20 protein-coding genes and 1 tRNA gene are annotated in these 16,905 nt (G+C 59.6%); 17 read left to right on the top strand and 4 right to left on the bottom strand.

Annotation, left to right across the window (positions count from 1 at the left end):
• Positions 1-13: 13 nt before the first annotated feature.
• The 3 genes from ACYJ11_RS11175 to ACYJ11_RS11165 all read left to right on the top strand — a co-directional run bounded on the left by ACYJ11_RS11175 (position 14) and on the right by ACYJ11_RS11165 (position 4,471).
• Positions 14-1,243: an ornithine cyclodeaminase, nickel-pincer nucleotide-dependent gene (locus ACYJ11_RS11175; RefSeq protein WP_461647817.1), complete on the top strand. Its 1,230-nt coding sequence runs from the start codon at positions 14-16 to the stop codon at positions 1,241-1,243.
• A gap of 330 nt (positions 1,244-1,573) precedes the next feature.
• The gene (locus ACYJ11_RS11170) at positions 1,574-3,064 is read left to right on the top strand and encodes an ATPase domain-containing protein (RefSeq protein ID WP_461647816.1); all 1,491 of its coding nucleotides are present in this window, start codon (positions 1,574-1,576) and stop codon (positions 3,062-3,064) included.
• A 6-nt stretch (positions 3,065-3,070) separates the two neighbouring features.
• A complete protein-coding gene (locus ACYJ11_RS11165) occupies positions 3,071-4,471 on the top strand; it encodes a PAS domain S-box protein (protein WP_461647815.1) in 1,401 nt (466 codons plus the stop codon).
• A 9-nt stretch (positions 4,472-4,480) separates the two neighbouring features.
• Here the strand turns inward: ACYJ11_RS11165 and ACYJ11_RS11160 are convergent, their stop codons facing one another.
• The gene (locus ACYJ11_RS11160; protein ID WP_049943963.1) at positions 4,481-5,347 is read right to left on the bottom strand and encodes a ZIP family metal transporter; all 867 of its coding nucleotides are present in this window, start codon (positions 5,345-5,347) and stop codon (positions 4,481-4,483) included.
• A 45-nt stretch (positions 5,348-5,392) separates the two neighbouring features.
• Entirely contained in the window at positions 5,393-6,100 is a 708-nt protein-coding gene (locus ACYJ11_RS11155) for an SDR family NAD(P)-dependent oxidoreductase (RefSeq protein WP_188980325.1), read from the bottom strand.
• Between the two features lie 97 nt (positions 6,101-6,197).
• On the opposite strand from ACYJ11_RS11155, the gene aroA reads away from it, so the two are divergent.
• The 4 genes from aroA (at position 6,198) to ACYJ11_RS11135 (ending at position 9,861) form a co-directional block, all read left to right on the top strand.
• Complete coding sequence (aroA, locus tag ACYJ11_RS11150; protein WP_461647814.1) at positions 6,198-7,487, top strand: 3-phosphoshikimate 1-carboxyvinyltransferase; 1,290 nt, start codon at positions 6,198-6,200, stop codon at positions 7,485-7,487.
• Positions 7,488-7,589: 102 nt separating this feature from the next.
• Positions 7,590-7,985: a hypothetical protein gene (locus ACYJ11_RS11145; RefSeq protein WP_461647813.1), complete on the top strand. Its 396-nt coding sequence runs from the start codon at positions 7,590-7,592 to the stop codon at positions 7,983-7,985.
• A 48-nt stretch (positions 7,986-8,033) separates the two neighbouring features.
• Positions 8,034-9,233, top strand: a complete 1,200-nt coding sequence (gene aroC, locus ACYJ11_RS11140) for a chorismate synthase (RefSeq protein WP_188980320.1) — start codon at positions 8,034-8,036, stop codon at positions 9,231-9,233.
• 1 nt (position 9,234) lies between these two features.
• Positions 9,235-9,861 (top strand): uracil-DNA glycosylase, encoded by a 627-nt coding sequence (locus ACYJ11_RS11135; protein WP_461647812.1) that lies wholly within the window; start codon positions 9,235-9,237, stop codon positions 9,859-9,861.
• Here ACYJ11_RS11135 and ACYJ11_RS11130 read toward each other — a convergent pair whose 3' ends face one another.
• A complete protein-coding gene (locus ACYJ11_RS11130; protein WP_461647811.1) occupies positions 9,862-10,404 on the bottom strand; it encodes a hypothetical protein in 543 nt (180 codons plus the stop codon).
• Between the two features lie 100 nt (positions 10,405-10,504).
• On the opposite strand from ACYJ11_RS11130, the gene ACYJ11_RS11125 reads away from it, so the two are divergent.
• The 5 genes from ACYJ11_RS11125 (at position 10,505) to ACYJ11_RS11105 (ending at position 13,140) form a co-directional block, all read left to right on the top strand.
• Positions 10,505-11,257, top strand: coding sequence for a hypothetical protein (locus ACYJ11_RS11125; protein ID WP_461647810.1), 753 nt, complete (start codon positions 10,505-10,507; stop codon positions 11,255-11,257).
• Positions 11,258-11,283: 26 nt separating this feature from the next.
• A tRNA-Ser gene (locus tag ACYJ11_RS11120) sits at positions 11,284-11,367 on the top strand.
• 203 nt (positions 11,368-11,570) lie between these two features.
• Positions 11,571-11,846, top strand: coding sequence for a DUF3892 domain-containing protein (locus tag ACYJ11_RS11115; RefSeq protein ID WP_461647809.1), 276 nt, complete (start codon positions 11,571-11,573; stop codon positions 11,844-11,846).
• 15 nt (positions 11,847-11,861) lie between these two features.
• A complete protein-coding gene (locus ACYJ11_RS11110; protein WP_004593488.1) occupies positions 11,862-12,335 on the top strand; it encodes a hypothetical protein in 474 nt (157 codons plus the stop codon).
• A 184-nt stretch (positions 12,336-12,519) separates the two neighbouring features.
• On the top strand, positions 12,520-13,140 hold the full coding sequence (locus ACYJ11_RS11105) for a tyrosine-type recombinase/integrase (protein WP_461647808.1): 621 nt from the start codon (positions 12,520-12,522) through the stop codon (positions 13,138-13,140).
• Positions 13,141-13,570: 430 nt separating this feature from the next.
• Here the strand turns inward: ACYJ11_RS11105 and ACYJ11_RS11100 are convergent, their stop codons facing one another.
• Entirely contained in the window at positions 13,571-14,278 is a 708-nt protein-coding gene (locus ACYJ11_RS11100) for a hypothetical protein (protein WP_461647807.1), read from the bottom strand.
• A gap of 618 nt (positions 14,279-14,896) precedes the next feature.
• Between ACYJ11_RS11100 and ACYJ11_RS11095 the strand changes: the two genes are divergently transcribed.
• From ACYJ11_RS11095 to ACYJ11_RS11075, 5 genes are read left to right on the top strand one after another with little or no spacing between them, the layout of a single operon-like run.
• Entirely contained in the window at positions 14,897-15,151 is a 255-nt protein-coding gene (locus tag ACYJ11_RS11095) for a hypothetical protein (protein WP_461647806.1), read from the top strand.
• Positions 15,152-15,154: 3 nt separating this feature from the next.
• Complete coding sequence (locus tag ACYJ11_RS11090; protein ID WP_461647805.1) at positions 15,155-15,319, top strand: hypothetical protein; 165 nt, start codon at positions 15,155-15,157, stop codon at positions 15,317-15,319.
• A complete protein-coding gene (locus ACYJ11_RS11085; protein WP_461647804.1) occupies positions 15,319-15,849 on the top strand; it encodes a hypothetical protein in 531 nt (176 codons plus the stop codon). The genes ACYJ11_RS11090 and ACYJ11_RS11085 overlap by 1 nt, the downstream gene beginning before the upstream one ends.
• A 40-nt stretch (positions 15,850-15,889) precedes the next feature.
• The gene (locus ACYJ11_RS11080) at positions 15,890-16,171 is read left to right on the top strand and encodes a hypothetical protein (RefSeq protein WP_461647803.1); all 282 of its coding nucleotides are present in this window, start codon (positions 15,890-15,892) and stop codon (positions 16,169-16,171) included.
• 1 nt (position 16,172) lies between these two features.
• The gene (locus ACYJ11_RS11075; protein ID WP_461647802.1) at positions 16,173-16,886 is read left to right on the top strand and encodes a hypothetical protein; all 714 of its coding nucleotides are present in this window, start codon (positions 16,173-16,175) and stop codon (positions 16,884-16,886) included.
• Positions 16,887-16,905: the final 19 nt, after the last annotated feature.

The following is a 16,905-nucleotide window of genomic DNA, read 5'->3' as shown; positions in this document are numbered from 1 at the left end:
CCATGTCTTGGCCATGACCGTCTCTCGCGAAGTCGAGCTAGAGGGCCACATCATCGACTCCGGGATGATGCAGTCCTGTTTCGGCATCATCATGGACCTGGGCGGCTCCTTCTCCGTTCAGGAGTTCGATATCGGCCGCCACAAAGACGAGGAGTCCTACGCCCGGATGCTCGTCGAGGCCGACGACGAGGACCAACTGCAGTCGATTGTCCACGAACTCCACCAGCACGGCGTCAACCCTTCGGACCCGAAAGACGCCACGCTCGTCCCCGCGCCCGACGACCAAGTAGTCCCGCATGGGTTCTACTCGACGACGAACCACCCGACGTACATCCGTCACGACGGCGAGTGGATCGAGGTCGAAGACATGGAGATGGACTGCGCCGTGGTTGTCGAGGATGGCGACTCCCCGCGGGCCTACACAAAAGTCCTCAACGCCATCGAGGAGGGCGATCTGGTCGTCACCGACGAAACCGGCATCAAGGTCCAGCCCCCGGAGCGACCACGGGACTCCGGCGGCGCGTTCGGCTTCATGCAGGGCGGCGTCTCATCGGAGCGACCCTCTGAGTCGACCATCCGCAAGATCGCGAACGCGATCGAGGAGACGAAAAAAGAGGGCGGCAAGGTGATGGCGGTCTGTGGACCGGCGCTTATCCACTCCGGGGCGCGTGAGGACCTCGCTCGCCTCGTTCGAGAGGGCTACGTCGATATGCTCTCGGCCGGCAACGGCTTCGCCGTCCACGACATCGAGCGGGACATCTACGGCACGTCGCTCGGGATGGATACCGAGAGTCTTGACCATCCCCGACACGGCCACAAACACCACATCTACACTATCAGCGAGGTCATCCGTGAGGGCGGCATCGAGGAGGCCGTCCAATCCGGAACCATCGAATCCGGAGTCATGTACGAGTGCATCGACAACGACCGACCGTTCGTCCTCGCGGGCTCTATCCGTGACGACGGCCCGCTCCCGGACACTATCACCGACGCCGTCGAGGCCCAGAACGCCATCCGGGAGCAGGCCCACGAGGCAGACATGGTCCTGATGCTCTCGACCCTGCTGCACTCGGTCGCCGTCGGGAACTGCCTCCCCTCGACGACCCGGGTCGTCTGCGTCGACATCAACCCCGCGACGGTAACGCAACTCCTTGACCGCGGTTCCGCACAGGCAGTCGGGATGGTCACCGACATCGGGACCTTTGTGCCGATTCTGGCCGAGCAGTTGCTCAGTGAGGACTAGGTCGACCACGAGCGACGCGAGTGGTCGCTTTTCGCCACCGAAAGACTCGCGTGGCTCGTCTTTCGAGCCTTGCTTCGCTCCGCTCAGCAAGACCACGTTTTTACCGAGCGGTGTGCGACCACAGGGAGCGCACCCGAAGGTCAAAAGGTGGATTGTGGACCTTCGTGCCGATTCTGGCCGAGCAGTTACTCAGTGAGGACTAGGTCGACCACGAGCGACGCGAGCGGGCGAAAGAGCGAGGCGACCGAATCGATGATCCGTGGACTGTCCCCGGTTGTCACGCCGGTATTCTCGCGAGATGCTTATTACTGGCCGTCCGATACTCCTACTATGTCCTCTTCCGAGCGGCAGTTCACGCAGCTTTCTAGCGGTATCTCTGGCCTTGATTCGCTTCTCAGAGGTGGGCTGGTAGAAGGGCGGCTTTATCTCGTTATTGGGCCGCCCGGGACCGGCAAAACACTGCTTGGCACGCAGTTTCTCGAAGCGGGGCTCGAAGCCGGCGACGACGTGCTGTTCATTCACGCTGAAGAGTCTGCCGCCGACCTGCTGGCGAACACTGCCGAACTCGGCATCGATATCGGCGACGCGACGTTTCTCGACGTCGGCCCCGACTCGGAGTTCTTCGAGGAGGCCGAGTCGTACGACGTTGTCAAGCCGCGAGATGTCGAGGACGGCCACCTGATTTCGGATATCCGCGAGGCTATCGAGCGAGTCGACCCGGATCGCATTCTCATCGACCCCATCACGCACTTCCAATATCTCGAACCGACCGAGTACCAGTTTCGCAAGCGCGTCATCTCCTTCGCGCGCTTTCTACAGGACAGGGAGACGACCGTGCTGGCAACCAAGACGCCGAGCAATCAGATGGACAGCCAGCTCAGGTCGCTCAGCGACGGCATTATTTCACTCAGCTACGGCGACGAGAAGGCAGGCCGGCGTATTCGGCTGCGAAAGCATCGCGGGATCGGCCAGCAGGACGGCTCACACGGGATGGAGATCCGGGAGTCCGGTGTCGAGGTCTACCCGGCGCTCGAACCGGCACGGCGGACGCGGTCGTTCGATCCCACGCAGTTTTCCGCAGGAGTCCCGGAGCTGGACTCCCTTCTGGATGGCGGACTCGAACGCGGGACAGTGACGATTCTCAGCGGCCCCTCCGGCGTCGGCAAGTCGACGACGGCGACGGAGTTCCTGGCCTCCGCAGCGGCGGACGGGTCCCCGGCGCTCGCCTACCTGTTCGACGAATCGATCGACACGTTCACCCACCGCTGTGAGACGTTCGGGATGCCGCTCCAGCGATTGCGTGACGAGGGGACACTTCGCGTCGAGGAGGTCGAATCGCTGGCGCTGTCGCCCGAGGAGTTCGCAAACCGCGTCAAGACACAGGCCAGGGAGCGTGGGGCCGAACTCGTCGTTATCGACGGCATCGCGGGCTACAAGAACGCGATCAAGCACGGACAGGACGACGTGGAACTGCGTCGACGGCTCCACGCCCTGACGCAGCATCTCACGCGCGGGAACACCGCGGTGATTCTGATCGACCAGCGCAGAGACGTGACGGGCCTGCACGAACCGACGAGCGAGAACGTCAGTTACCTCGCCGACAACATCGTCTTCGAGAACTACATCGAGGTTGCGGGCGAACTCCAGCGTGTTGTCGGTGCGCTGAAAAAGCGCGTCGGCGGGTTCGAGACGGTGCCTCGCCGGTTCGAGATAACCGCCGACGGCCTACAGGTCGGTGCCCCCGTCTCAGGGATGCACGGTGTGTTCGAGGGCGTTCCCGAACAGCATGGAGACAGCGACGGACGCTCGTCCACCCGCTAACCACCGATGGCCGACATCCAACTGCTGCTGGCCGGCGATGGTAACCGGAACGCACTCGCCTCCGTCGTCGCCGAACACCACACGCCGATCACGGACGGCGAGTTCCGGGAAGCCGATCTCCACATCGTCGACGAGTCGACGTTTCCGAAATACAGAGAAGCGATAGAGGCGTACAAACACCGGTCAGATCCGGTGTTTTGCCCCGTTATTCTGGTCCGTCGCGAGGAGACGCCGACACGGATCGACCTCCCCGATATCGACGCTGCCGAGCAGCCACTTGTCGTGAACGACGTCGTGACAGCGCCGGTCGACACGCAGGCGCTCTTTCGAACCATCGTGAACCTCCTCGCGCGACGTAGCCACACAGAAGACCTCGTCGAGGACCTCAGGGAGCAAAACAGCGAACTCCGGCGGTTCAGGAACGCCGTCGAACACGCGGGGCACGCGATTCTGATAACGAACACTAACGGCGTCATCGAGTACGTGAACCCGGCATTCGAGGAACTCACCGGGTTCAGCGCCGACGAGGCGATCGGTCGAACGCCGCGGATACTCAAGTCCGGTGAACAGGGCGAACAGTTCTACGAACGGCTCTGGGACACGATCTGTCGCGGCGAGGTCTGGACAAGCGAGATCGTAAACGAGCGCAAGTCCGGCGAGCGGTTCATCATCAACCAGACTATCGCTCCGATCCAGGACGCGGACGGGACGATTCAGGGATTTGTCGGAATGCAGGACGAAATTACCGGTCGTCGGCTGCGCGAGCAACAGCTCACCGTCTTTCATCGGATTCTCCGGCACAATCTCCGGAACAACGGCACGACGATCAGCGGCCGTGCGGATATTCTGTCGGAGCTAGTCGATGACGACGACGCTCTCGCCCATCTTGAGACGATCAAATCGAATGTGCAGTCCCTGCTCGACATCAGCGAGAAAGCACACCACGTGCAGGAACTGCTCGCGGACTCGCTTACCGAAGACGTTGAGCGCGGACTCGAAGACGCGCTCAGTGACATCACGGACGGGCTGGCCGCAGCATATCCCGACGCCGAGTTCGCCGTCGAGGTCGGCCCCAGCTCGTCAGCCACGATAGATGCAAAGGTCGTCCCGGCGTTGCAGGAACTTATCGAGAACGGTATCAAGCACTCTGACGCATCGGCACCGCGAGTCACTGTCAGGACAGAGTGCCACGACTCGACAGTGACAGTGACGATTGTGGACAACGGACCGGGCGTCCCAGATCAGGAACAACGGGTCATCGAGGCAGCGGAGGAAAAGCCGCTCGAACACGGGTCCGGGCTGGGGTTGTGGTTCGCATACTGGCTTATCAGCTACGTCGGTGGCGATATCGACATCCAGACCGATGCCGACGGGACGAGCATCTCCGTGACGATCCCCGTGCGGTGACCGCGAACGTCAGATAGCGACCCATGCCAGCACAATGACGGCAGCGCCGACCACCGTCGAGCCGACGGCGTGCGTCCGGAGTTCGTCGAGGAGGTCGTGGGAGTGATCGTGCAGTTCACAGACCTCGTCGATTTCGCTGCCGGCCTCGCAATTGGGCAGGAAGTCCATCGCGACGTGGAGGAAGATGCCAGCGGCGAACCCGAAGATGACTGCGTTGAGGAGTGCTGACTCCGGGATCGGAAGCAGTGCGGACGGGATCGCCGTCAGACCAACACCGGCCGCGGGGAGCAACAGTGCCGTGGCGGACTTGTCGCTACGTCCGAGCCGCCGGGCGGCAGCGTAGCCGGCCGGCCCTTTATGCGAGACGATAGCGAGCCCGAGCAGGATGCCCAGTTCCGGCATCGAAGCGTAGACCAGCCCGATAACCAGTCCGGCCGAGAGCGCGTGGGCGGCGATGGCGAGCGTCGTTATGTCGAAGGAAGTCTCGATGTGGGTCAGCCGGTGGCCGATAGTGTGGGTGCCGTAGCCGGTAACCAGTCCAGCGGCGATGCCAACGCCGCCGATTCGCGCTGCGCCGGCCTGGCCGCCCAGTCCCATCGCCTGCGGGACGAGGAACATGGCCGCCGACGTGACCATCGCCCCGCTCGCAAGCCCGTAGCCCCAGACCAGTCGGTAGGGGTTCGTCTCGTCGGCCCGGGCACCGAACCACGCGCCGAGTCCCATCGCCACGAACGCAACCCAGGAGATGACCAGAACCTTACTCGCCCCGCCGGCGGCTGCGACGGCTGACAGGACTACCAGGCCGACGACGCTCGCGATACCGGCAGTGGACACCCGCCCAGTGTTATTAAAAACTGAGCTAGAGTTAATAGACATTGTCTACATTCACCGGTCTGTTGCCAATAAACCCATCGGTGGCGGTCACCGCGTCGCTGACCGATAGTCACCCCAGTCGAGGACACCGCCGTCCAGTGTGGACGGGTCCGCATCCCGGAGTGCCCAGAGAACCATTTCGGCGACGGATTCCGGGTCGCGTCCGCCGTCACCGGAGAGGTCCGTCGCGACCTGCCCGGGGTCGACTGCACCGACCGGCGTATCGAGGTCGGCCGCGAACCCGCGAGCAACAGCCTCCGCGGCGGCCTTCGAGACGGCGTACGAGCCGTAGCCGGGCATTCCCTCGCGGGCGACGACGCCCGTCGGGACGACGATACGGGCGTCCGGACCGAGATGTGGGACGGCCTCGCGAATCGTCGAGAACACGCCCCGAGCGTTCGTCCGGAGGTGATCGTCGAAGGCGGCGTAGGACTCCTCGGTAAGCGGTGTCTCGCCGGCTGTTCCGTGGTAGACGCCGGCGTTGGCGACGACGTACTGTATCGCACCGGTACCCTCCCGCGTGGCAGTTTCGACCAATCGTTCCACGTCGTACTCGTCGCGCACGTCTGTCCGAATCGCGGTCACAGAGCCACCCGCGTCCCGGATATCGGCCTCGACACGCTCAAGCGCCTCCGCGTCGCGGGCACAGATGACCGTATGTGCGCCTGCACTCGCTACCGCGTGGGCTATCTGCTCGCCGATTCCTCTACTTGCACCCGTGACGACAGCGGTCGCACTGTCCATCCGTGGGACCATAGCGGTGGTACCGCTGCCAGCCACAAGGTCGTTGCTCCCACCGTCGGTGGGGTGAGAGAGCGGTAGCCTCTTGTCGAACGCCCGCTACCGACCGGGCATGGACATCACGATTGCCGAATCGACGGTCGCGGGGACGGCGCAAGCGCCGCCGTCCAAGAGCTACACGCACCGGGCGGTGCTGGCCGCGGGCTACGCTGACGGCGCAGTAGTCCACGACCCGCTCGTGAGTGCGGACACGAAGGCCACGATGCGAGCGGTCGAGGCTTACGGCGGCAGCGTCTCGCTGGCAGCGGACGGGTCGACGGTCGAAGTGACGGGCTTTGACGGTCGTCCGGAGACGCCGGACGACGTTATCGACTGTGCCAACAGCGGGACGACGATGCGACTGGTCACCGCGACGGCCGCACTGCAAGACGACCTCGGGGTACTGACTGGTGACGAGTCCCTCCGGTCGCGCCCGCAGGGGCCACTGCTCGACGCCGTCGAACAACTGGACGGCGACGCCGAGTCGACGCGCCGGAACGGGCAGGCCCCGCTCGTGGTTGGCGGCGGCATCGACGGCGGCGCAGTGGAGATCCCCGGCGACGTATCCTCGCAGTACATCACTGCGCTGTTGATGGCCGGTGCTGTCTCGCCGGACGGCATCGACATCGACCTGACGACCGAGCTGAAGTCGTCGCCGTACGTCGACATCACGCTGGAGGTGCTGGAAGCCTTCGGCGTCGACGCCGAGAAGACCGACGCCGGGTTCACCGTCGACGGTGGCCAGTCCTACACGCCAGCGGGCGGCGACTACAACGTTCCCGGGGACTTCTCGTCGATGAGCTATCTGCTCGCGGCCGGCGCACTCGCCGCCGAGGACGGCCTGCGCGTCACCTCGGCGTTCCCCAGCGCGCAGGGCGACGCCGCCATCGTCGACATCCTCGACCGGATGGGGGCCGACCTCGACTGGGACAGGGAAAACGGCGAAATCACCGTCTCACAGTCAGATCTGACCGGCATCGAGGTCGGCGTCGAAGACACACCGGACCTCCTGCCGACCATCGCAACGCTGGGAGCCGCCGCCGACGGCGTCACGCGGATCACCGACGCCGAGCACGTCCGGTACAAGGAGACCGACCGTGTGAGTGCGATGGCCGAGGAACTCACGAAGATGGGTGCAGAGGTGGAGGAACATCAGGACGAGCTGTTCGTCTACGGCGCGGACAGCGATCTCGTCGGCACGACGGTCGAGGGGCGCGCGGACCACCGTATCATCATGTCGCTGGCCGTCGCCGGCCTCGTCGCCGATGGCGAGACGACGGTGACCGGCGCGGAGCACGTCGACGTGTCCTTCCCGGACTTCTTCGAGGTGCTCGACTCGCTCGGGGCTGCTGTCGGAAAATAGAGTATCAGGTCACTGCCTGACCAGATTTTGTTATGAAAGAACGTTGTGTCTATCGTAGATAGGTGTGCTTTTACGCAGTGAAGAACATTTACAACACACGTTGTGAATCAGACGAGCGCTTCCGAACAATCTACTGCGAACCCCACGACAGTCCTCTACGTCGATGACGACCAGTTGTTGCTTGATTTGCAGGCCGATATCGCCGACGAGCGCGAGGCAGTCGAACTAGTAACGACACCGAACACCGACCGGGCGATGACACTGCTGGCCGACCGCAAATTCGACTGCGTGGTGGTTGGACGCCGGTGTACTACCTCCTCAGTGGGCAACTTTGCCCGTACGGTCAACACGAAGTATACGGACACGACACTGGTACGGTACACCTGGGAGCCCTGTCCCGACGACGCAGACAAGGTGTTCGATGCGGTTCTTGAAAAACAGATCAGGGCGGCGGAGACGGTGCAGTTTCTCGACCGTGTCAGGTGGCTCGACGACTGAGGGGCGCATCTACAAGGTTCAAATGCCCCCAACCCCGACACCACTGTAATGAACGGCAACGAGTTCGGTCGTCTGTTCCGCATGACGACCTACGGCGAGTCCCACGGGGAGGCGATGGGCTGTACCGTCTCCGGCGTTCCGGCGGGTGTCGAACTCTCGGAGGAAGAGATACAGAAAGACCTCGACCGGCGCAAGCCCGGCCAGTCGATGATCACCACTTCTCGGGGCGAACCCGATAAGGTGACGATTAACTCCGGGATTCAGGACGGCTACACCACCGGGACCCCCATCGGGATGGTCATCCAGAACAAGGACGCCCGCTCGGGCAAGTACGAACCTTTCATCACGGCACCACGGCCGTCCCACGGCGACTACACCTACTCCGCGAAGTTCGGAACCCGGAACTGGGGCGGCGGCGGCCGCTCCTCTGCCCGCGAGACGGTCAATTGGGTCGCCGCCGGCGGCGTCGCCAAGCAGGTGCTCGAACAGTCCGACTACGATGTCCAGATCAAGGCCCACGTCTGCCAGATCGGCGACGTAGAGGCCGGTCCGGTCACCTTCGAGGACATGCTCGAACACAGCGAGGAAAACGAGGTCCGCTGTGCCGACCCAGAGGCCGCCGAAGAAATGCGCGACGTGGCCGACCAGCACCAGAAGGAAGGGGACTCCATCGGTGGCGCGATATACTTCGAGTGTCGCGGCGTCCCGTCCGGTCTCGGCGCACCCCGGTTCGATAGCTTCCCGTCCCGGCTGGGACAGGCGATGTACTCCATCCCGGCGGTCAACGACTTCGAGTACGGCATCGGCCGCGAGGCCCGGACGACCCGAGGCAGCGAGTACACCGAGAACTGGGAGTTCGACGAGGACGGCCACCCGACGCCGGTCGGCAACGACCACGGTGGCATCCAGGGCGGCATCACAACCGGTCAGCCGATCTACGGCGAAGTGTCGTGGCACGCGCCGGTGTCGATTCCCAAGACCCAGAAGACGGTCGACTGGGAGACCGACGAAGGCAAGGAGATCACCGTCACCGGTCGCCACGACCCAGTCCTGCCGCCGCGGGCGGTCCCGGTCGTGGAGGCCATGCTCGCCTGTACGGTGCTCGATTTCATGCTGCTTGGCGGCCGCATCAACCCCGACCGGCTCGACGGCCGGCCGGGCGAGTACGACACCGACTACCACCCGTCCAGCCCGCAGAACGATCCGGAGGACGCGGACACCCACGCGAAAACTATCGACGACGAGTAAGATGGACGCACAACAGGAGTCCAAATCGAACCCGTTCGGGATGGACGAGGAGTGCCAGAACTGCCCCGCGCTGTGTGAAACGCGCGAGAACGTCGTCCATGGCTACGGTGACGTGGGCGCCGAGTTCATCGTCCTTGGCGACTCGCCCGCAATCGGCGCTGACGAGTCGGGCGTCCCCTTCACTGGGGAGCGTGAGCGCGAACTGCTCGACATCCTCGCCGCGGTCGACATGTGCTCGGACCCGGACGCCGACAGGCCACAGCTACAGAACACCTTCCTGACCTACGTCACCCGCTGCCGCCATCCCGACAGGGAGGCAACTGACGAGGAGGTCGTCAACTGCGAGCCGTATCTCAACAGTGAGATACGGATGATAAACCCCGAAATCCTGCTGCCGGTCGGGCAGCGCCCCCTCGAAGAGCTAGCCTTCGAGTACACGACGATGAGCGAGGACGAACTGGATATCGAGGAGCGACACGCGACGACGATTCGCGGCCGCGGGTTCGAAATCCTCCCGATGATTCCGCCGAACGAGCAGACTGACGAGGAACGGACAGCGTTTCTAGAGCACTTCAGTGAGACGCTCGGTCAGGACTACCGGCAGACGAAGGGCCGGCGCGGGCGATAATTAGGTGTCGGACTGGACTTCAGTCTCAGCGGTCTGGAGCAACTCGTCCGGGCTCGACACTGTCCCGTACTCCGTTGCTGCCTGCAACCGGTTTTCAGCATCGTGGCGGTACTGGCTCGCCTGTGTCGATGCACCCTGTTCGCTGGCGTAGGTCATACCGCTGAGCCACTCGGCAGCCTGCCAGAAACAGGTCGCTTTCTTGCGCGCCCGTTCCGACAACTCGGCCAGCGCGTCGTCGTCCGCTTCACGAACAGCCGTCGTGAACTCCTCGACGCTTTCCTCGAAGTCCGTTGCGGCACTGTCGAACCCCCCACGAGCGAGCGCCATCTCCCCCTCTTCGACGGTCGCCAGCGCGTCGGATAGCTGGCGGCGTGCCTCACGATACCGCATGTAGCCGACATGGTACGCCCGCTGTGCCGCTGCGGTCCCGGACAGCGTGGCTTCGCGTTCGCAGTCACGACATACGATCTTCGGTTGCGAGTCACCAAGAACACGGTACTCCGACCCACATCCATCGCATCTGTAGGTCTGGGATTGCTCCATATAGTTTCTCTTAGTTATCAAATACTGCTCACATCTTATAATTGTTCTGTCGCTGCAGTGGAACACAAGCGACTAATCACAGTCGGGCCGAGAAGACAGTATGACTACGGTAACTGTGCTGGCTGATCCGCCAGTCGAAGGGTTCGTGTTGCAGGAGCTGGCGGGCGGCATCGTAGACGACGCCGAGGCCGCCGAGCTATACGAGGCCATGCTGCTCGACGTCTGTCGTGCGGTGGAGATCAGCGGTGCCGAGCTGTTGGTGAACTACCGGCCATCGGACCAGGTCCCGGACGGTGTCGACCCCGAGACCGCGGTTCGGGAGCCAGTGACAGCGGCCCTCGAATCACCGGACAACGCTCGGTTCGAGGTACAGGTCGGTTCGACGTTCTCTGGTCGGGTCGGGAACACTGTCACACACCTCCTCGACCGGGAAGACGTCGCAACCGTCGCCGCCGTCGAACCGACAGCAGCACTGTTGAACCGCCAACTCATCGACAGCGCGGCGATGAAACTCCGATCCAGCGGCGTGGTACTCGGCCCCGCTGCGGGCGGCCGCGTCTACTACGCGGGCTTTGGCGAACCGATAGATTTCGAGGACAGCTACGCCACCCCGGCGGTCGAAACCATCGGCGAGCGTGCCGCAGATGCTGGTCTCGATGTGGACTTCCTCCCATCAGCGCCCGTCCTCGAAACGCAATCTGACCTCGAAACGATGGTTCCGCTGCTACGCGCCCGGAACCGGGCTGGCCGGGTCGTACCGCAACGGACGGCGACGTTCCTCGATGACCTCGGAATCCGTGTTGTCGATGACGACGGCGATCCGACCGTGGTCCGAGAGACCGACAGGTCTTAGAAGGCCCACCGAATACCCTTGACTGCGGTGGGATGGCAGAGCGGCCTATTGCGCCTGCCTTGAAAGCAGGTATCCTCACGGATTCCTGGGTTCAAATCCCAGTCCCACCGTATGTTTCTGCGTGATTAGCGTCACGTACTGCGGTTTTTGGTGGTTCGCCGCTCTATCCCCGTAGCGTTCACACCCACGTAATCTAGATTCATTGTGATAAATCCTAGGTACGATAGCCTCGGGGCTAATCTGGCCTGTCTTGACCGACCACTTTCACCGTGGTTTGCGGACCTTTACACTCCCTTGCAAGAGATGCCTTCACATGGCATTGATTGTTCGATGCGTAAACGTAGATACCAACCCGCAAGACTGCCGAGACATTGAAACAATTGGCTTCGACGCTGAAGAGGGAGGGATTGCTACCCGAACACCCGCCCAAGTATATGACCTCATAGAAAAAGAGGGGTATAACGTAGTGGTAGAGCATAACGGAGAACGAACAGACGTTAATGCTGTGAAGCGGGGTACGACAAAGTATGTTCGCAGTGAGCCAAACGACACAAAGAACGATAATCTTCTAAAACAGGATAGTTGCTAATCTGGATAGGTCTCTATGAATGAGCCAGATTGGGCTAAGATTCTGAAATGTCTTCATAACAATAATGGAGAGATTCGTCGGACCGCATTATCCGACGAACTTAGCAAAGAGGAAGTGACACCCGAAATCCAAGAGGAGGCATTATATGATGGTTTGCGTGAAAATGTTGAGTTGCTAAACAAGGAAACGCAAGAAATTGCAGAAATGCGGGAGCATCTTCAAAATACAGGCCTTGTGTCCTATGATAATAATAAAGAATATGCCGCTCTCCAACTAACCACAGACGGGTTTGAGGTAGCCCACGAGCGTGAACTGTCAAGACGAGATAACCGCATCAACCAGTCACTCGTGTTTTTCACCTTTGTCCTCGTCCTCGCTCAAATTGTGGATGTAATTCCCGCTGATGATTGGGTGAAGGTGTTGTCGGCATTCATCATATTGGTGGGGATGTTGGCCGTGACAATTTATACCGATATCCTTTCCATATAATCTGAAACAACGAGTTACAAGTCTCGCCCTCAAATCCACCCCCTCCCCAGTGGAGTATGGGACCCGTTCGCTCAGTAGTTTCGACGGGGGAGGTAGGTGTTTCACTGAGTTTGGGAGTATGTTTGTAGAAACCAAAACTCACTAGGAGGTGGAGTGTATTCGTTTATGTACCACGGTGGTTCCAATGTCCGAATCTGCAAATTCCCAAACTGACGCGAAAGCTCGCGTATGGCTCAAACCCGAACAGATAGACGCTATGCGGAACGCAACAGTCGAGAACAGTGCGGATTATCTCGCCACGCGGAACGACGCTCTCATTGCGTTGCTGGCGGACACGGGGCTACGTGTCGGTGAGGCGGTCGCTCTTGATGTGAGCATGATAGACTTCGAGGACAGCGTATTGATGTTACCCGCGGACATCCAGAAGGACTACCCCAATGACAACAGTCCGACCTACACCGAGATTGAGCTGTCGGGCGAGACTATCCGAACCCTACGAACCTACCTCTCGAATCGGTGGAAAGACCCCGAAGCCCTATTTCCGTCCCGTCAGTCCGACCGTATGACTACCGAGAGCGTCCGTAACGTGGTGAGGGACGCCGCTGTAGATGCCGAGATAGAACCCTACACTGTCGAAGGGCTTGGCGGCCCCACGGACGTTAGCCCCCACGCGCTTCGCCACAGTGTCGCCTACCGTATGATGAACCGAGAGGACGGTAACACACTCTACGACGTTCGAAATCGGTTACGTCACCGCTCAATTCAAACGACGGAACGCGTTTACGACCACTTGGATAGAGTGTAGACAATTACTCTCGGTTATTCGAGCCGCCTCAAGACTATCAGTTTGATTCTGAGGGCGCTCACAAACGCGAAGAAAGGTTTCTGAGAGAACCGAGTGGGTTTCATCATGCAAGTACTCAAGCCACCCTCAACGCCGCTCGGCTACTTCTAAATCGGACGGAGGTTCCGTCTTGCGATTTCCGAATCTCTTACGCGGGCGCTGTTATTACTATAGTAGTATGTTGTATGTGTAGTAACTTCGCGGTTTTGTTACCTCACCTTGACTGCGGAAGCCATAGGCTTCCTTGTCTGCGGTGAGGCAACTGCAACCGCTCGTATCGTTCAAACGCCACTTGGGCTTCTTGGGAAGACAGAGGGGTGGAGGGTGGGTCTTGTCTCGATGCAAGCTGTCGCTTCCCACACCGCCACCCTCCTAATCGAGAATTGTGACCTTAGCCGAATTGCATCGGCCCGTCTGCAACATCCTCAAGTTCGAGGTCAAGACTGTCAAGAAGTTCCATCGAGGCGGGATGTGGCACGCTCACAACGCCGTCGTGATAGTGATTCAAACGGCCCGCAACATTGTCGTGTTTCGTAGCGTCTGCGGGAAGTGTCTTGATTCCTTCACGATGCAAAAGCGTCCGAAAGTGAGTGGCCGAAACGTCGCAATTGCGAGTGTCGAAATGCAGAGTGGGGAAGATAGAATACTGTTCAACGTCGCCAATATGCAGTGCCAACAGTGAAAGGCTACGAGGGTGGAGTCGTTCAAGCTCGGATGCCCCACCCTCATAGTCAGAGAAACCCTCGTGGGGAACTGTAGTAAACGTCCACACGTCCTCGATACTGTCCGCATCGAACTGGATGTTCTTACTCCCATGCTGTTCTTGGAGCCGTTGTGCGGCCGTCGTACTATCCTCGTGAATCCGCACGTCGTTGGCGAGATAGCCAAGGCTGTCGGCTATGTCCGTGAGGCACTTCTTGTCCGTGCCGAAGACGGCGAGCGACGGACGTGAGGCGTTTTCACGGACCTGTGCCCCACGAAGTACAAGATACTCGATGATACTTCGCTCGTATTCGGTGAGGGCGGGCCGATGGTCGTTATGAGCGAAGTGCTGACCAAGACGTTCATACTCCTCGCTACACGTCGGACATTCGTTCATATTTTCACCAATATGTTACCCATATCGCCATTATTTAGGCTGCAATTGAGACATATTCTGTGCTTTCGCAAGTGCGTCCAACACCATTACTCGTCTCACCGATGTGCCACTGAACATCACTTGTTGGATTTGGTAGCCGATACTGCCGCACTTGTCTAATAATATTCTGCATTGGTTGATATATAATTATCTCTGAATTGATTTGCACAAACTTTCCCCTTTACCGCATTTCAACGAGCATTCTGGCACCGCTCGTATCTCACCGCACCACACGGGCCTGAGCGTCTCACCGTCCTCCGCCCACGACGGTTGGGGTTCTACGCATCACGCCCTTCTATTGTATTGCTACGCACGAGGGGTTTGCTCAGCGGGGCCACTCAGTTTTTCAGAGAGAGAGCGCCTCCCAAGCGGTGGCCGTCGAAAAAACAACCCAATTTGAGGTGAGAACAACTCCGCTGATTCTCTTTAAATGGGTCACTCGTCAGTACGCTATAGATAGAGGGGGCAGAGGTGGGTACAACCCCTTCATGCGTAGCAGTAATATAAGGGCGAGAGGCGGCGGACATCGAGAGGTTGCAAAAAGCCGTGTTCGCCAACGCCCCCAAGGATTGAGACACAATGACGAACTACAAGACTACGAACTGCAGTAACGGTGACAGTATTGAACTACAAAACGACCTTAGCGCCACTGAGGTAGAGGCGCTTGGTTCCGACATTCTGGCGGTTGTTCATGATGCAGACGCCACTCAAACGACCTACGAACGACGCAACAAGCGGGACCGTGGACCAAAGAACACCGACCTGAACATTCCTGACAGCGCTGTGATAGTGCAGATGAGTCAGAGCGGTATTGACATTCTCGTGGAGGTCTAAATTATGGCACGAGATAAGAAAGTTCGACTTTCAGAATCAGAAAAAGAACTACTTCGCAGCACTCGCATTTCGGTGTTTGGAGACGAGAACGTTCCGTACGGACTCGTTATCGAGCAAGGCTGTAAAGCCCTTCTCGCGGAGGACGACAGCAACGAGGTCAACTTCTAATGAGCGCAGCAGTGGCCGAAGTCAAGGAAGCAACGATTCAGAAGTGTATCGAGAAGAAGATTGAGCGACTTGAGAAACCATATCAAGATATCGACGTTCTATGTCATTTCTATCACGATGAAGGAATGTCTACACGTGACTTAGGGGACAAGTTCGGTTGTGATGCCAGTACTATCAGCAATTGGTTGGATAAGACTGGCCTTGACGCACGCACAGAAGACTGGAAGGTGCGGCTTGAACGGGCTTCCTTCACCGCCGCAGACAGTGGTGGTCACGAACATTGGAAAGCCGATGACCCCGATGGAACTACCAGAACAGTTCACGTTCATCGGCTTCTGGCTGTTGCCGACGGCGCTGACCCACACGACGTGTTTGGAGAGGAAAGCACACACGTCCATCACAAGAGCGGCATTCCGTGGTTGAACATCGAGGACGGCGTTGAAGTTCTAACAGTTGAGGAACACAATGCGGTGCATCTAGAAGACGAGTGGACAGAGGAAGATGGAATCCCAATGATGGAGACTAACTAACAATGAAAATGAATGAGTCAACGGTAACGGAGATAGGACGATGAACGAGGTTCACAAGGTTTCGATACCACAAGAGGAAGGCAAGATTATTGAATTGCCCAAAACTGTTGGTCGAGTTGATACTTTCTACGACCACCGACCTGTGAACGGTGTCAATTTCGAGATGACTGTTGTCGGCCGAGGTGATTGCGAGAAACACGTCCTTCGCAAAGCGAGCGGAGAAAACGTATCGGTGGAGGAATGCGCGCAGATTTTGGCGACAGATGTGAATACCGCAGAACTGTGGTATGCGGTCCCACTTTCGCAGTACGGAGGTAACTGATATGACGACGAACATGGACACGGAAGCGATTCGAGAGGCAAAGCAAAACGACAGAGACGGCGAGCCGCGAGCGGACAGGCCAGAGGCGGTTGACAAGTTCCTTGCACCCGAGGAAGCGGTCGGTTTCGATGAAGGGCTACCCCTTCTCGATAAAGAGTATGCAGACTACTGTGAAAGCGTCCTTGCGCCAGAGGCACACGCGGACGTGTGGGCCGTGTCACAGCATGGCATGGTTACGTCGGTGGAGGATGTTGCGGCGGAACTGGATACGACGGTGGGCAAGGTTCGCAAAGCGCTGACCATTCACGACATCGAGGAACCCAAGGGCGACGGGTCGTTCGACGTGCCAGCAGTAGAGCAAGAGGGCTACATCGAGGTTCCCCTATGTGGAGCCGTTGATACGACCCACCTCCGTAGCCCCCTCTACGAGGACGCACGGCTATTGGAACATCTGTACGTCCGCTGTGGGCTTGGGGTGGCGGAGATTAAGGCCGTCCTTGAAGATGGAATGAATACTGGCCGCTCGTCTGAAAAGTCTCGATACAGAGTAACGGAACAGCAAATTCATGCCGCCCTTGAGGACGTTTCACTCATCAAGGCGGAAGACGAGACAAGCGACAGACGAGAGGATGATGTGAAACTCGGTGGAGCAACGCACGACTTTAGCGAGACTGCGAGCGATAGAGGACTTGTCGTCAACGCTAACAACTACTGATTGAACGGTTCACTGGCGT

This window comes from Haloarcula sp. H-GB5, assembly GCF_054850705.1.
This window is presented reverse-complemented; position numbering and strand designations above follow the sequence as displayed.

Bases quoted from the DNA above. Each gene is read 5' to 3' on its own strand.
- ACYJ11_RS11090 (WP_461647805.1), top strand. From the start codon at position 15,155: ATGGCACGAGATAAGAAAGTTCGACTTTCAGAATCAGAAAAAGAACTA.
- ACYJ11_RS11160 (WP_049943963.1), bottom strand. From the start codon at position 5,347: ATGTCTATTAACTCTAGCTCAGTTTTTAATAACACTGGGCGGGTGTCC.
- ACYJ11_RS11130 (WP_461647811.1), bottom strand. From the start codon at position 10,404: ATGGAGCAATCCCAGACCTACAGATGCGATGGATGTGGGTCGGAGTAC.
- ACYJ11_RS11105 (WP_461647808.1), top strand. From the start codon at position 12,520: ATGTCCGAATCTGCAAATTCCCAAACTGACGCGAAAGCTCGCGTATGG.
- aroA (WP_461647814.1), top strand. From the start codon at position 6,198: ATGGACATCACGATTGCCGAATCGACGGTCGCGGGGACGGCGCAAGCG.
- ACYJ11_RS11110 (WP_004593488.1), top strand. From the start codon at position 11,862: ATGAATGAGCCAGATTGGGCTAAGATTCTGAAATGTCTTCATAACAAT.
- ACYJ11_RS11115 (WP_461647809.1), top strand. From the start codon at position 11,571: ATGGCATTGATTGTTCGATGCGTAAACGTAGATACCAACCCGCAAGAC.
- ACYJ11_RS11085 (WP_461647804.1), top strand. From the start codon at position 15,319: ATGAGCGCAGCAGTGGCCGAAGTCAAGGAAGCAACGATTCAGAAGTGT.
- aroC (WP_188980320.1), top strand. From the start codon at position 8,034: ATGAACGGCAACGAGTTCGGTCGTCTGTTCCGCATGACGACCTACGGC.
- ACYJ11_RS11175 (WP_461647817.1), top strand. From the start codon at position 14: ATGACCGTCTCTCGCGAAGTCGAGCTAGAGGGCCACATCATCGACTCC.
- ACYJ11_RS11125 (WP_461647810.1), top strand. From the start codon at position 10,505: ATGACTACGGTAACTGTGCTGGCTGATCCGCCAGTCGAAGGGTTCGTG.
- ACYJ11_RS11080 (WP_461647803.1), top strand. From the start codon at position 15,890: ATGAACGAGGTTCACAAGGTTTCGATACCACAAGAGGAAGGCAAGATT.
- ACYJ11_RS11165 (WP_461647815.1), top strand. From the start codon at position 3,071: ATGGCCGACATCCAACTGCTGCTGGCCGGCGATGGTAACCGGAACGCA.
- ACYJ11_RS11100 (WP_461647807.1), bottom strand. From the start codon at position 14,278: ATGAACGAATGTCCGACGTGTAGCGAGGAGTATGAACGTCTTGGTCAG.
- ACYJ11_RS11170 (WP_461647816.1), top strand. From the start codon at position 1,574: ATGTCCTCTTCCGAGCGGCAGTTCACGCAGCTTTCTAGCGGTATCTCT.
- ACYJ11_RS11135 (WP_461647812.1), top strand. From the start codon at position 9,235: ATGGACGCACAACAGGAGTCCAAATCGAACCCGTTCGGGATGGACGAG.
- ACYJ11_RS11075 (WP_461647802.1), top strand. From the start codon at position 16,173: ATGACGACGAACATGGACACGGAAGCGATTCGAGAGGCAAAGCAAAAC.
- ACYJ11_RS11155 (WP_188980325.1), bottom strand. From the start codon at position 6,100: ATGGTCCCACGGATGGACAGTGCGACCGCTGTCGTCACGGGTGCAAGT.
- ACYJ11_RS11095 (WP_461647806.1), top strand. From the start codon at position 14,897: ATGACGAACTACAAGACTACGAACTGCAGTAACGGTGACAGTATTGAA.